14 protein-coding genes, 1 tRNA gene and 1 pseudogene are annotated in these 13,691 nt (G+C 57.8%); 11 read left to right on the forward strand and 5 right to left on the reverse strand.

Annotated features, from left to right (window positions below; genetic code table 11):
- Positions 1-106: 106 nt before the first annotated feature.
- Positions 107-757, forward strand: a complete 651-nt coding sequence (locus NTD80_RS26250) for a hypothetical protein (protein WP_262135474.1) — start codon at positions 107-109, stop codon at positions 755-757.
- A 285-nt stretch (positions 758-1,042) separates the two neighbouring features.
- On the opposite strand, the gene NTD80_RS26255 is transcribed toward NTD80_RS26250, so the two are convergent.
- From NTD80_RS26255 to NTD80_RS31475, 3 genes and pseudogenes are all read right to left on the reverse strand, one after another.
- On the reverse strand, positions 1,043-1,252 hold the full coding sequence (locus NTD80_RS26255; protein WP_262135475.1) for a hypothetical protein: 210 nt from the start codon (positions 1,250-1,252) through the stop codon (positions 1,043-1,045).
- Positions 1,253-1,315: 63 nt separating this feature from the next.
- Positions 1,316-2,158, reverse strand: coding sequence for a chromosome segregation protein SMC (locus NTD80_RS26260; RefSeq protein WP_262135476.1), 843 nt, complete (start codon positions 2,156-2,158; stop codon positions 1,316-1,318).
- Between the two features lie 98 nt (positions 2,159-2,256).
- A pseudogene (locus NTD80_RS31475) lies at positions 2,257-2,961 on the reverse strand (DNA/RNA helicase, superfamily II protein); the annotation flags it as partial.
- Positions 2,962-3,431: 470 nt separating this feature from the next.
- Here NTD80_RS31475 and NTD80_RS26270 point away from each other — a divergent pair.
- Positions 3,432-3,740 carry a DUF3077 domain-containing protein gene (locus NTD80_RS26270; protein WP_262135479.1) on the forward strand — a complete coding sequence of 103 codons (309 nt, stop codon included), beginning with the start codon at positions 3,432-3,434 and terminating at the stop codon, positions 3,738-3,740.
- 164 nt (positions 3,741-3,904) lie between these two features.
- Here NTD80_RS26270 and NTD80_RS26275 read toward each other — a convergent pair.
- A tRNA-Leu gene (locus NTD80_RS26275) sits at positions 3,905-3,989 on the reverse strand.
- A 108-nt stretch (positions 3,990-4,097) separates the two neighbouring features.
- Here NTD80_RS26275 and queA point away from each other — a divergent pair.
- The 6 genes from queA (at position 4,098) to NTD80_RS26305 (ending at position 10,171) form a co-directional block, all read left to right on the forward strand.
- Positions 4,098-5,147: a tRNA preQ1(34) S-adenosylmethionine ribosyltransferase-isomerase QueA gene (gene queA / locus NTD80_RS26280; protein ID WP_065908609.1), complete on the forward strand. Its 1,050-nt coding sequence runs from the start codon at positions 4,098-4,100 to the stop codon at positions 5,145-5,147.
- Positions 5,148-5,152: 5 nt separating this feature from the next.
- A complete protein-coding gene (gene tgt / locus NTD80_RS26285; RefSeq protein WP_003175976.1) occupies positions 5,153-6,268 on the forward strand; it encodes a tRNA guanosine(34) transglycosylase Tgt in 1,116 nt (371 codons plus the stop codon).
- Positions 6,269-6,311: 43 nt separating this feature from the next.
- Positions 6,312-6,650, forward strand: a complete 339-nt coding sequence (gene yajC / locus NTD80_RS26290) for a preprotein translocase subunit YajC (RefSeq protein ID WP_003175975.1) — start codon at positions 6,312-6,314, stop codon at positions 6,648-6,650.
- Positions 6,651-6,712: 62 nt separating this feature from the next.
- Positions 6,713-8,581, forward strand: coding sequence for a protein translocase subunit SecD (gene secD, locus NTD80_RS26295; RefSeq protein WP_106802682.1), 1,869 nt, complete (start codon positions 6,713-6,715; stop codon positions 8,579-8,581).
- A 9-nt stretch (positions 8,582-8,590) separates the two neighbouring features.
- Positions 8,591-9,505 (forward strand): protein translocase subunit SecF, encoded by a 915-nt coding sequence (gene secF / locus NTD80_RS26300; protein ID WP_065908613.1) that lies wholly within the window; start codon positions 8,591-8,593, stop codon positions 9,503-9,505.
- A 123-nt stretch (positions 9,506-9,628) separates the two neighbouring features.
- On the forward strand, positions 9,629-10,171 hold the full coding sequence (locus tag NTD80_RS26305; protein WP_065908615.1) for a glycine zipper 2TM domain-containing protein: 543 nt from the start codon (positions 9,629-9,631) through the stop codon (positions 10,169-10,171).
- A gap of 201 nt (positions 10,172-10,372) precedes the next feature.
- Here NTD80_RS26305 and suhB read toward each other — a convergent pair whose 3' ends face one another.
- On the reverse strand, positions 10,373-11,188 hold the full coding sequence (gene suhB / locus NTD80_RS26310; RefSeq protein ID WP_003175971.1) for an inositol-phosphate phosphatase: 816 nt from the start codon (positions 11,186-11,188) through the stop codon (positions 10,373-10,375).
- Positions 11,189-11,333: 145 nt separating this feature from the next.
- Between suhB and trmJ the strand changes: the two genes are divergently transcribed.
- From trmJ to iscR, 3 genes are all read left to right on the forward strand, one after another.
- A complete protein-coding gene (gene trmJ / locus NTD80_RS26315) occupies positions 11,334-12,104 on the forward strand; it encodes a tRNA (cytosine(32)/uridine(32)-2'-O)-methyltransferase TrmJ (RefSeq protein ID WP_262135480.1) in 771 nt (256 codons plus the stop codon).
- Between the two features lie 2 nt (positions 12,105-12,106).
- Positions 12,107-12,892, forward strand: coding sequence for a serine O-acetyltransferase (gene cysE, locus NTD80_RS26320; RefSeq protein WP_065908617.1), 786 nt, complete (start codon positions 12,107-12,109; stop codon positions 12,890-12,892).
- 301 nt (positions 12,893-13,193) lie between these two features.
- Complete coding sequence (gene iscR / locus NTD80_RS26325; protein WP_003194020.1) at positions 13,194-13,685, forward strand: Fe-S cluster assembly transcriptional regulator IscR; 492 nt, start codon at positions 13,194-13,196, stop codon at positions 13,683-13,685.
- The last annotated feature ends 6 nt before the right edge of the window (positions 13,686-13,691 follow it).

The raw sequence follows: 13,691 nt of genomic DNA on the forward strand, positions 1-13,691 counted from the left end.
ACCAAAATCGGTCATTCAGATGTGTCTAGGGAACCCGGCGCGATTCATTACTGTCGAGCGTCTGTTTACTATAGATATCAATTTTACGGGTATTTGGGAACTGTGAATGAACGTTAAGAACTTAAAGCCGGAGTACATTTCCCACTATGTTAATGATGGAGGCACTTATAGTTGGGTGAGTCATCAGGCAAAAGTCTTGCCATCAGCTTATTTGGAATACGCAAGGCAAGACTTTGACGAGCAGAATGGGGAGCGGGCTTTAATTAACGCTGTTGGAAACGCTAAAAGAGCTTTTCATCTGCAGACAGAAACACTGTGCGATGCCCTAGGATGGAAAGTTGCCTACAAAAATAAGAAGCTAGGGTTTGATAAGCGACTGGAGTACCTTTCGAAATGCGGGATATTGTCACCTCGCATTTTGTCTAGATTAAATAAGACACGCAATCGTGTCGAGCACGAGTACATTGTACCTACTACAGAGCAGGTTGAAGACTACCTCGATATTGTGGAGCTATTCATCTTCGCGGTCGGGCAAATCCTCGATAGATTTCCATACGAGATCGATTTTTCCCTGATGCAAGATGAGTATTACGATCCGACGTTGAAGTTGCCGGATAATTTTACCTTTAAAATGAACAGCGGCGGCCTAGATTCTTTCACGATTGGCCAAAAAGGCGAGAGCATTACAAAAGCAATGACTGATGATGACTATTTTCCTTGGTTAAAAGCTATATTTACGCAATATTTTCTAGTTTAGAGCTAGCACGTTGTAGGGTAGTGGCTTAGCGGTGGCTATACGCTGGTTCTTCATAAAGCTAATCACCACTGGTTTTGCAGCCTCTTCGGCGGAAAGGAGTGGCTAGATTAAAGATCTCCACAATGACGGTTATTGCCTAGAGGTGGCCCTCGTCTGAATATCTGTTTTTGGCCGAAAGCGGTAATAGGCCCACAGCCGCCACAGACTGAGAGCCGAAAAATCTGAAGCCTGCTTTTAATGGGAGAATCTGGTGAAGCGGAAGCTGCTTAAGCCTCCGCTTCTTCATCAACTGGTCTTTCTTTTGAGCTGAAGGTCAATGAAGTCAAGCTCTGCCTTGATTGCATCAATCGTGAGCGTCTCAACCTTGGTGTCTTTGTTTTCTCTAGCGTTGAGCTTTTTCATGCCAACCAGAACGACAATTATCCCGTTTAAATGAAGCTTTCGGGCCTTCAGGTAATCAGGCATCTGTGCGCTGTTCTGTGGTAGTTTGTTCATGATTGGACCGATAGTAGGCCCGAAGCAACCAGCCCTCGCCGGTTGCTTCGGGATAGGTTTGGGTTAGGCGGCCAGCAGGTCAAGCAGGCTGTGTTGGTGTGAGCGATCCGCGAGTTCGCGCCAGGTCCAGCTTCCAAAGTGCTCGCCCTGTTCAGGGATATCCAGCTTCATCAGTGCGACCGGGTCACGACTAATCAGGTTGCGTGCTGCCCACAGCTTGCCGCCTGTCTCCAGAAGTGTTTTCGCGGCCTCATTCCATTGCTCTTCTAACACTGTGTTCGCCAGATGAGCCGCTTGGTTTTCGATCTTGGCGCGTTCTTTTTGTGCCTTTATGATGTGCTGATCAATCGTCACGAGCTCCTGCTCCAGCGCGGTGATTAGCAGTTGTTGGCGGCGGTGATGTTCAACCGCAGCCGTTAGGTTTTTTGCTGCTTTTTGAGCTTCGGCATTGGCCGCTTTCTCGCCCTCCACATCGCCCCAGGCGACAGCCTGTGCATAAGCGGTGGCCGCGTCCGTTTCAGCTTGTCGAGCTTTTGCCATGTCTTCCTGATCGCTCTGGCGGACCTGCTGCAATCGGGTCTCGATGCTACTGCGCTTTTCGTTGAGTTCCATCTCGTCGGCTTTCCAGTTCGCCATATCGCTAAGATATCCCGCAGCCAAGCTCTCACGGTTTGCCAATCTCTCAAGGCGATGAATCTTTTGATTCAGGTTGCTGATTTCCAGATTTCGCGAGTCGATGCGTCTTTTGTGATCGTTGATTTCATCCTGCACGGCTCGTTGACGGCCCTGCTGGATAACCTCTGGGCTTTCCAGCGCCTCTTCGAAGGGAGCCAGGTCACCCTGAATGCTCTCCACTTCGAGGGTCAGTTGGTCGCGGCGGTCTTTCAGTTCTTGGATAGTGTTCATCTGTATTGTCTCTGGGTACTGCGGTTAATAGGGATGGTTGTCGAATGGCTGGCGAGGCCGAGAATGAGCCGGCGCTACCTCGATCAGCAGGCATGCCGTCAACTGGCCTTGGCCTCGCCTTCATCCGTTCCTGGAACCGTCTTCACCACGTGGCAGCGTTGAGGCCCTAACCCGGGCAGGCGAATCAAGCTGTACGCTTTTCCGTCGGTTCCCGGCTCGAGCACGCCCCGTTGCAGCGGTCCTTGTTCACCGCACTGATATTCATGCCCTTGAAGATCTCGGCCCTCTAGGCTTCCGGCAGCACGTAATAGGTATTGGTGGTATGCAGGGCATCGCCCATGCCGTGTTCCATCGTCGTGCGAAAGCCCAGTCGATCAATCGTTCGTGGGCCGTGCTCATCGATCTTGGCGGCGGCAGATTCCCAGCGCGTAAAGCGGCTTTCTCCAAAGCGTTCGATGACCTGACGCAACCGCGCCAAGATCTCATCGCTCTGGAAATCACCGGCGCCGCCGCGTTCGGCCACTCATAGATGCAGGGTCCTCCGTGAGGCGCTCTTGACCCTACAATCGGGCCGGCCGGTGACGCGCCAACTCTCATGCGAGCGCTGGCTAGGCCGAAGGGAAGGGGATCTGCAGGGCTTGCTTACTTTTAGAGGCAGGAAGGTTTTGGGTCACGAGTTGCTCTACCGTGTGGCGAGTGATCACCGACCGCTAAGCATTTCCTCAGGCGCGCAGAATGTGTGCAGGAAGGCAGTCGTGGCGTGTGCCAAAAAACTCGGCTACATGATGCTGGAGTACATCAGATTAAACAGCAGTGTCCTCAAACCACTCGGTATATTGTGTAATTGGAGCAAGGCGAAAACTTCGCTACTGACGTTCACGACGCTCCAGGCAGCCCGCCGGAAATTTCCCGCCACAGATCCTGGCTTCCTGCTTCAACCGCTCCTGCGCTACCTTCCGCTGTGTCGCTATCAACCTAGCGACCGGACTTGAGAATCCGAGAAACAATAGGCGCATAGGCGCCACCATCCATTAGACTGTTGGCGCTTTTTATCGCCCGTAAGTCTGTGTAATGGCGGCTATGCGTGGGAGACCTTCGGGTCTGCCGGGTTCCTATTGTCCCGGTTTCTCAGCCCGCGCATAGCTGCCACCCATTCGCATGAGAAACGAACGTGGCAGCTCTCAACATTAGGAGCTTAAGCAATGATCGTTTATGACAGGTCTTACCTTCGAAATCCCTCAACTCGCACCTCCGTCTATCTGGTAGGTGGCCAATGATCAATCCACCACTCAACAAAACCCTCGGCGTCATCACCTTTTCTACCTGCGGCAAGCAGCCAAGTCTCCACCGCCTATTCCGCGTCAATTCCGGCGTGCCCATCCGTGATGCCTTGGAGCATGTCTCCGAGCTTCTCCATTGTTCCAAAATGCTGGCGTTGGATGCAGCGATGGAGAAGGGCGCGGATCGCTATGCCTGGGCGGCGCATTATTTGGGGGAGATGGCGAAGGCGGTGGTGGATGATTTGGCGAATGGGATGTTGCCGAATGGTGTGGAGGAGGAGGGGGAAGAGAGTCGTGTGTAGGCGGGTGGTTTAAGGCTGTTGGGTCTGGCGTTTTCGCAGGCAAGCCAGCTCCCACAGGAGACTGCATTTCAAGGTGGCGACGGCGGCGACCGGTCATTTCGCGGGCTGGCCACTTTTCTACAGGCGAAAAAAAAGACCTTGAATTTCAAGGTCTTTTTTTAAGATGGTGCCCCGAGGGAGACTCGAACTCCCACTCCTTTCGAAAACGGATTTTGAATCCGCCGCGTCTACCAATTCCGCCATCAGGGCTCAATGGCGGCGAAGTATAGAGAGGTGATTACCGTTGGTCAATCACGTTTCATGGTCAATTTTGACTATTTCCGCTAGACTTCCCGGCCCTGCTAGACGAACCCCATCATGCGCGTTGCTGACTTTACTTTTGAGCTCCCTGATTCGCTGATCGCTCGCCATCCTTTGGCCGAGCGTCGCGCCAGTCGACTGCTGACCCTGGACGGGGTGAGCGGTGCCCTCGCACACCGTCAATTCACTGATTTGCTTGAGCATTTGCGCCCCGGCGATCTGATGGTGTTCAACAATACCCGGGTGATTCCGGCACGGCTGTTTGGCCAGAAAGCGTCCGGCGGCAAGCTGGAAATTCTGGTGGAGCGGGTGCTGGATAGCCATCGCGTGCTGGCCCATGTGCGCTCCAGCAAGTCGCCGAAACCGGGCTCGAGCATCCTCATCGATGGTGGTGGCGAAGCCGAGATGGTCGCGCGTCATGATGCGCTGTTCGAGCTCAAGTTCGCCGAAGAGGTGTTGCCGTTGCTGGAGCGCGTCGGCCATATGCCGTTGCCTCCTTATATAGACCGCCCCGACGAAGACTCGGACCGCGAGCGCTATCAGACGGTGTATTCCCAACGCCTCGGCGCCGTCGCTGCACCGACTGCCGGGCTGCATTTCGACCAGCCGCTGCTGGATGCGATCGCCGCCAAGGGCGTCGAGACCGCCTATGTGACCCTGCACGTGGGGGCCGGCACGTTTCAGCCGGTGCGTGTGGATAAAATCGAAGATCACCATATGCACAGCGAATGGCTGGAAGTCAGCCAGGAAGTCGTGGACGCGGTTGACGCGTGCAAGGCGCGCGGCGGGCGGGTGATTGCGGTGGGCACCACCAGCGTGCGTTCCCTGGAGAGTGCGGCGCGTGATGGCGTGCTCAAGCCGTTCAGTGGCGACACCGATATCTTCATTTACCCAGGCCGGCCGTTCCATGTGGTCGATTGCCTGGTCACCAACTTCCATTTGCCGGAATCCACGCTGTTGATGCTGGTGTCGGCATTTGCCGGTTATCCCGAGACCATGGCCGCTTATCAAGCCGCCATCGATAACGGATACCGTTTTTTCAGCTACGGTGATGCGATGTTTATCACCCGTAATCCGGCGCCGCGCGGCCCAGAGGAACAACTATGAGTCGTATGTCGTTTGAACTGCTCGCCACCGACGGCAAAGCCCGTCGGGGTCGCCTGACTTTCCCGCGCGGCACCGTCGAGACCCCGGCGTTCATGCCCGTGGGCACTTACGGCACCGTCAAGGGCATGCTGCCGCGTGACATCGTCGCCACCGGCGCCGAGATCATCCTTGGCAACACCTTCCACCTGTGGCTGCGCCCGGGTACGGAAGTGATCAAGAAGCACGGCGACCTGCATGACTTCATGAAGTGGCAAGGCCCGATCCTGACCGACTCGGGTGGTTTCCAGGTGTTCAGCCTGGGCGCCATGCGCAAGATCAAGGAGGAGGGCGTGACCTTCGCCTCGCCGGTGGACGGTTCCAAGGTGTTCATGGGCCCGGAAGAGTCGATGCAGGTGCAGCGTGACCTGGGCTCTGACATCGTGATGATTTTCGACGAGTGCACCCCGTACCCGGCTGACGAAGACGTCGCGCGGATTTCCATGGAGCTGTCGCTGCGTTGGGCCCAGCGCTCGAAGAATGCGCATGGCGACAACACTGCCGCGCTGTTCGGTATCGTCCAGGGCGGCATGCACGAAAGCCTGCGCAAACGCTCGCTCGAAGGCCTCGACAAGATTGGCTTTGACGGCCTGGCCATCGGCGGTTTGTCGGTGGGCGAGCCCAAGCACGAAATGATCAAGGTGCTGGATTACCTGCCGGGCCTTATGCCGGCTGACAAACCTCGTTACCTTATGGGCGTTGGCAAACCCGAGGATCTCGTAGAGGGTGTGCGCCGCGGTGTGGACATGTTCGATTGCGTGATGCCAACCCGTAATGCCCGCAATGGGCATCTGTTCATCGATACAGGCGTGCTGAAGATCCGTAACGCGTTCCATCGCCATGATGATTCGCCGCTGGATCCCACCTGTGATTGCTACACCTGCCAGAACTTCTCCCGTGCTTATCTGCACCATCTGGACAAGTGTGGGGAAATGCTGGGTAGCATGTTGAATACCATCCACAATTTGCGTCACTACCAAGTCCTGATGGCTGGTTTGCGCGAGGCTATTCAACAGGGTACATTGGCCGCCTTCGTCGATGCCTTCTATGCCAAGCGCGGGCTCCCTGTGCCGCCCTTGGACTGAGTTTTCCGACCCTAAGATTCACTATTTGCAACTGGAGTGCTAAATGAGCTTTTTTATCTCTAACGCCATGGCTGATGCCGCTGCGCCTGCCGCTGCCGGTCCTATGGGCGGTGGTTTCGAGTGGATTTTCCTGGTCGGCTTCCTGGTCATCTTCTACCTGATGATCTGGCGTCCACAGGCCAAGCGCGCCAAAGAGCAGAAGAACCTGCTCGGCAGCCTGCAGAAAGGTGACGAAGTTGTGACCACCGGCGGCATCGCTGGCAAGATCACCAAAGTTTCCGACGCTTTCGTGGTTCTGGAAGTCTCCGACACCGTAGAAATGAAGTTCCAGAAGGGCGCCATCGCCGCCACGCTGCCTAAAGGCACGCTCAAAGCGATCTGAGTAACAACCTTTACCAATCGACGGGGCGCGCAAGGCGCCCCGCGTTATAAGCGGGCGGCGTGATGCTGAACAAATACCCTCTGTGGAAATACGTACTGATCCTGGCGGTGCTGGCGATCGGTTTTATTTATTCCGCTCCCAATCTCTATCCTGATGACCCGGCGATCCAGATCACTGGCGCCAGCACTTCGCTGCAAGTCAATCAGGCTGACCTGGAACGCGCGAGCAAGGCACTGACCGACGCTGGCATCCAGGTTAAAGCGGCAACGTTGGCGGCTGATGCGAAGGGCGGCTTGCTGCGCCTGACCAAGGCAGAAGACCAATTGCCGGCCAAAGACGTTGTGCGCAAGGTCATGGGTGATGACTACGTCGTCGCGCTCAACCTGGCACAGACCACGCCGACCTGGTTGCGCAAGATCGGCGCGCACCCGATGAAGCTGGGCCTGGACTTGTCCGGTGGTGTGCACTTCCTGCTGGAAGTCGACATGGACAAAGCCCTCGACGCTCGCCTGAAAGTCTACGAAGGCGACGTGAAGAGCCTGCTGCGCAAAGAGAAGTTGCGTTATCGCAGCCTGCCGCAGCTCAACGGTGCCATCCAGCTGGGCTTCTCTGACGAAGCTTCGCGCGAACAGGCCCGTGCGCTGATCCGCAAGAATTTCAACGATTTCGACATCGTGCCGGCTGACCTCAATGGCCAGGCTGTACTGCGTCTGGCGATGACCCCAGCCAAGCTGGCGGAAATCCGCGAATACTCCATCAAGCAGAACTTGACCACGGTACGTAACCGCGTCAACGAGCTGGGTGTGGCCGAGCCGATCGTTCAGCGCCAAGGCGCCAACCGCATCGTGGTTGAGCTGCCTGGCGTGCAGGACACTGCTGAAGCCAAGCGTATCCTGGGCAAGACTGCCAACCTGGAATTCCGTCTGGCGGCTGAGCCGGGTGCTACCCGCGCGACTGCCGAAGAGTTCGAGTTCCGCGAAGGCAACCGTCCTCCAGCGCTGATCGAGCGTGGCTTGATCATCACCGGTGACCAGGTGACTGACGCCAAGGCCGGTTTCGGCGAACACGGTACCCCTGAAGTGAACATCCGCCTGGATGGCCACGGCGGCGAACTGATGAGCCGCGCCACGCGCAGCAACGTCGGTCGCAGCATGGCGGTGATCTTCATCGAGCAACGCCCGGTGACCACCTACACCAAGCAGATCGTCAACGGCGTCGAGAAAGACGTGCCGGTACAGACCTTCAAGGAAGAGAAGAAGATCATCAGCCTGGCGACCATCCAGTCGCCGCTGGGTGCTCAATTCCGTATCACCGGCCTGAACGGCCAGGGTGAGTCCTCGGAGCTGGCCCTGTTGCTGCGTGCCGGTGGCCTGGCTGCACCGATGTACTTCGCTGAAGAACGTACCATCGGCCCGAGCCTGGGTGCCGACAACATCACCAAGGGTATCGACGCGGCCTTGTGGGGCATGCTGTTCGTGTCGCTGTTCATCATCGCCATCTACCGCTTCTTCGGCATCATCGCCACCGTGGCCCTGGCGGGCAACATGGTAATGCTGCTGGCGCTGATGTCGCTGCTGGGAGCTACACTGACCCTGCCAGGTATCGCCGGTATCGTACTCACCATGGGTATGGCGGTTGACGCCAACGTGCTGATCTTCTCGCGGATCCGTGAAGAGATCGCCGCCGGCATGACCGTGCAGCGTGCAATCAACGAAGGCTTCGGCCGGGCATTTACCGCGATTCTCGACTCCAACTTGACCACTTTGCTGGTCGGCGGGATTCTCTTTGCCATGGGCACCGGCCCGGTCAAAGGTTTTGCGGTGACCATGTCCCTCGGTATCTTTACCTCGATGTTCACGGCCATCATGGTGACCCGCGCAATGGTCAACCTGATCTTTGGCGGGCGTGACTTCAAGAAGTTGTGGATTTAAGGGGCTGCCATGTTACGTACAATCAACTTCATGGGCGTTCGCAACGTTGCGTTCGGCGTCACTGTGCTCCTTACCGTTCTGGCGTTGTTCAGCTGGTTCCATAAGGGCCTGAACTACGGTCTGGACTTCACCGGCGGTACGCTCATCGAGCTGACCTACGAGAAGCCGGCCGACGTCACCCTGGTGCGCAACGAGCTGGTCAAGGCCGGCTATCACGAAGCCATCGTGCAGAGCTTCGGTGCCACCACCGATCTGCTGGTGCGTATGCCGGGCGAAGACCCGCAACTGGGTCACCAGGTCGCCGAGGCCTTGCAGAAGGTTGGCGGTGACAACCCGGCATCGGTCAAGCGCGTCGAGTTCGTCGGCCCGCAGGTCGGTGAAGAGCTGCGCGACCAGGGCGGCCTCGGCATGCTGATGGCGCTGGTCGGCATCATGATCTACCTGGCATTCCGCTTTCAGTGGAAATTTGGTGTCGGCGCCATTGTGTCGCTGATCCACGACGTGATCGTGACCGTGGGCATCCTCGCCTACTTCCAGATCACCTTCGACCTGACCGTGCTCGCGGCGGTACTGGCGATCATTGGTTACTCCCTCAACGACACCATCGTGGTATTCGACCGGGTTCGTGAGAACTTCCGGGTACTGCGCAAGGCGTCGTTGATCGAGAACATCAACGTTTCCACCACCCAGACCCTGTTGCGGACCATGGCGACGTCGATCTCCACCTTGCTGGCGATCGCGGCACTGATGATCTTTGGCGGCGACAACCTGTGGGGCTTCTCCCTGGCGCTGTTCATCGGCGTTCTGGCGGGTACCTACTCGTCGATCTACATCGCCAACGTGGTGCTGATCTGGCTGAACCTCAACAGCGAAGACCTGATCCCTCCTGCTGCGACTGGCAAGGAGGTCGACGACCGCCCTTGATGGGCGCTTGTTGATCTGCTGTTACAAAGAAGGCACGAGTATTGAACTCGTGCCTTTTTTTTTGCTCCAAGGCTGGGTATAGCGCGGATCTTTCGGTCCGTTTGTGATGGTCAGGAGGTTCACGTGAACAAGTCGTTGCTGGTTGGTGCGGTATTGGGTGCTGTCGGTGTGACTGCCGGGGGTGCTGTTGCCACCTACAGCCTGGTGAAAAGCGGCCCTGAGTATGCGCAAGTGCTGGCGGTGCAGCCGGTAAAAACCCAGATCAAAACCCCGCGCGAGGTCTGCAAGGACGTCGCAGTGACCCGGCAGAAGCCGGTTCAGGATCAACATCAGATCGTCGGCACGGTAGTCGGCGCACTGGCCGGTGGCCTGTTGGGCAACCAGGTCGGTGGCGGTAATGGCAAGAAGCTGGCTACTGTAGCTGGCGCGGTCGGTGGCGGTTACGCTGGTAACAAGGTTCAGGAAGGTATGCAGAACCGCGATACCTACACCACCACTCAAACCCGTTGTAACACCGTCAATGACATCAGCGACAAGGTGGTCGGTTATGACGTGCGTTACAACCTGGATGGCAAGGAAGGGTCTGTGCGCATGGACCGTGATCCGGGTGGCCAGATTCCAGTCGATAAAGAAGGTCGGCTGATCCTGGGTCAGAACCAGCAGTAATTGATAAGCCTGGCACTGATCCAGATGTAGGGGGTGGCTTGCCTGCGATTGCGCTGGGTCAGCAGCTGATTAGCTGGCTGACAGCAATCGCAGGCAAGCCAGCGCCTACATTGGATTGTGTTGAGTCAGTGGTACTGGGTTTTTCCAAATCCCAGGCATAAAAAAAGCACCCCTCGGGGTGCTTTTTTTGTGCTCGCTCGCTTAGCGTTTCAGCGAAGCCGGCAGGTGCGGCTGGATCGCCGTCAGTACTGCCTTGAAGCATTTGGTGTTGCCGGCAACCACGTGGCCTTTCTCAAGGAAGTCGTGACCGCCGGTGAAGTCGCTCACCAGGCCGCCTGCTTCCTGGATCAGCAGGGCGCCTGCAGCCATGTCCCACTCGGACAGGCCCGATTCCCAGAACGCATCAAAACGACCTGCGGCCACATAGGCCAGGTCCAGGCTGGCGGCACCGGCGCGGCGGATGCCGGCGGTCTGGCCAACCAGGGCGCGGAACATGCCCAGGTAGTTTTCCAGGTTGTCCATCTGGTCGTCACGGAACGGGAAGCCGGTGCCGAGTAGGGCGCCGTCCAGGCTGGTACGGCCGCTGACACGCAGGCGACGACCATTCAGCTGGGCGCCACGGCCACGGCTGGCGGTGAATTCTTCCTGGCGAACCGGGTCGAGTACGACGGCGTGTTCCAGGCGGCCACGGTATTTGCAGGCAATGCTCACAGCAAAGTGTGGGATGCCGCGCAGGAAGTTGGTGGTGCCATCCAGTGGGTCGATGATCCACAGGTAGTCTTCGCCTTCGCCGCTACCTTTGTGCAGGCCGGTTTCTTCACCGAGGATGCCGTGGGTAGGGTAGGCCTTGCGCAGGGCGTCGATGATTTTCTGTTCGGCGGCGCGATCCACCTCGGATACATAATCCTTGGCGTCTTTTTCGTCGACCTTGATGGTATCCAGGCGCTCGATGGAGCGGAAGATCAATTCACTGGCGCTGCGGGCGGCGCGCAGCGCGATATTCAGCATGGGCTGCATGGATGTGTCACCTAAGGTTGTTAAAGAAAGCCGGGCATTCTAGCAGAAACTTTCTTCAGGTGAAGGACGACGTTAGCTTTCATGGCATAACCTTAGGCTGTTCTGTAAGATTTGCTCCCCTTTCCCGTGTCCGAGAGCGCCTCCCTTGCTGCAAAACATTCGTGTCGTCTTGGTCAATACCAGTCATCCCGGCAACATCGGCGGGGTGGCGCGAGCCATGAAAAACATGGGGCTGACGCGCCTGGTGCTGGTCGAACCGCGCGTGTTCCCCCATCACGAGGCTGATGCCCGTGCGTCCGGCGCCAATGACATCCTCGAAAAGGCCCAGGTCGTCGCCACCTTGGAAGATGCCCTGGTCGGTTGCAACCTGGTGCTCGGCACCAGTGCTCGCGATCGCCGCATTCCCTGGCCGCTGCTGGATCCGCGCGAGTGCGGGACCAAGGTCGTGGAAGAGGCGGCTGGCGGCGCTGAGATCGCGCTGGTGTTTGGCCGTGAAGACTCCGGCCTCACCAATGAAGAGCTGCAGCGATGTCATTACCACGTGCACATTCCATCAGACCCCGAGTTCAGCTCGCTGAACCTCGGGGCAGCGGTGCAGGTGTTGAGTTATGAAGTGCGCATGGCCTGGCTGGCCGCAGAAGGGCCGCCGAGCAAGGTCGAGAAGGACGAAGTGGCGTCGACCAAGAGTGGCGAGTTGGCCACCATGGACGAGCTGGAGCGATTCTATGAACACCTGGAGCAAACCCTGGTGGCCATTGAGTTCCTCGATCCGGAAAAACCACGGCACTTGATGGCGCGCCTGCGTCGGTTGTACGGACGCAGCTCGGTCAGCCGGGCGGAAATGAATATATTGCGTGGCATCCTCACGGAAACCCAGAAAGCGGCCCGTGGCGAGCTTCTTAAGCGGAAGGATTAAAAATGTTCGAGCGTTTGCGAGAAGATATCCAGAGTGTTTTCCACCGTGACCCGGCGGCGCGCAACGCCTTTGAAGTGCTGACGTGCTACCCGGGCATGCATGCAATCTGGATCCATCGCCTGTCCGGCGCCTTGTGGGGCATGGGCTGGAAATGGCTGGCGCGGCTGGTGTCGAACTTCGGTCGCTGGTTGACCGGGATCGAAATCCACCCGGGGGCCAAGGTCGGGCGTCGCTTCTTTATCGACCATGGCATGGGCATTGTGATCGGCGAGACGGCTGAAATTGGGGATGACGTAACCCTCTACCAGGGCGTTACCCTCGGCGGTACCAGCTGGAACAAAGGCAAGCGCCACCCAACCCTCGAAGACGGCGTGGTGGTCGGGGCGGGCGCCAAGGTGCTTGGCCCGTTCACGGTCGGCGCGGGCGCCAAGGTCGGCTCCAATGCGGTGGTGACCAAGGCGGTGCCAGCCGGCGCGACCGTGGTCGGCATTCCAGGGCGGATCATCGTCAAGCCGGAAGTCGGTGACGAGCAGGAAGCCAAGCGCAAGGCTATGGCCGAGAAGATCGGTTTCGATGCCTACGGCGTCAGCGAAGACATGCCGGACCCGGTGGCGCGCGCCATCGGCCAGTTGCTCGATCATCTGCAGGCCGTAGATGGCAAGCTGGAGGGTATGTGCGGTGCGCTGAAGGATCTGGGCAGCCCTTACTGTGCGAAAGATCTGCCTGAGTTGCGCGAAGAAGACTTCGCCGAGATCAAGGACGAAGCGTCGGCCACCAAGGCAGGCTAGATATTACGGTTGATAGAACTCGCCTGTGGGAGCTGGCTTGCCGGTGATAGCGGTCTGCCAGCTACCCCTAGGGCTGCTGATCCACCGCCGATCGCAGGCAAGCCTGCTCCCACATTTGATCTCCATTGGGCATGAGATGGGGCCCTGACCTTGTTCCTGCTGGTCGTCCCCACCCCATCCTGCTATGATTCGCGCGCCCTTTTTACGGGTAATCCTGACTAAAGTACTAGGTCTTATAGTTGACTTAAATACTCGGGAATCGCATACTTGCTCCCATTCTGAAACACCTTGGTACTTGTCCATGAGACTGACTACAAAAGGCCGATACGCGGTGACCGCCATGCTTGACCTGGCCTTGCACGCGCAAACTGGGCCGGTGTCCCTGGCCGATATCTCCGAGCGCCAAGGCATTTCCCTGTCCTACCTCGAGCAACTGTTCGCCAAGTTGCGCCGCAGCAACCTGGTTTCCAGCGTGCGTGGGCCGGGCGGCGGCTATCAACTGTCCCGCGACATGCAGGGCATTCAGGTAGCCCAGGTCATCGACGCGGTGAACGAATCCGTCGATGCAACCAAATGCCAGGGTCTGGGTGACTGCCACGCCGGCGACACCTGCCTGACGCACCACCTGTGGTGTGACTTGAGCCTGCAGATCCATGAGTTTTTGAGTGGTATCAGCTTGGCTGATCTTGTGACTCGCCGTGAGGTGCAAGAAGTAGCCCAGCGTCAGGACCAGCGCCGTTGCAACACCAAGGCGCCGCGTCTGGACAAGATTGAAGCGTCCGCCGTCGAGTGACAGCCG

The sequence above is a fragment of the Pseudomonas sp. 13B_2.1_Bac1 genome (genome assembly GCF_025466155.1).
GTDB lineage: Bacteria > Pseudomonadota > Gammaproteobacteria > Pseudomonadales > Pseudomonadaceae > Aquipseudomonas > Aquipseudomonas aylmerensis.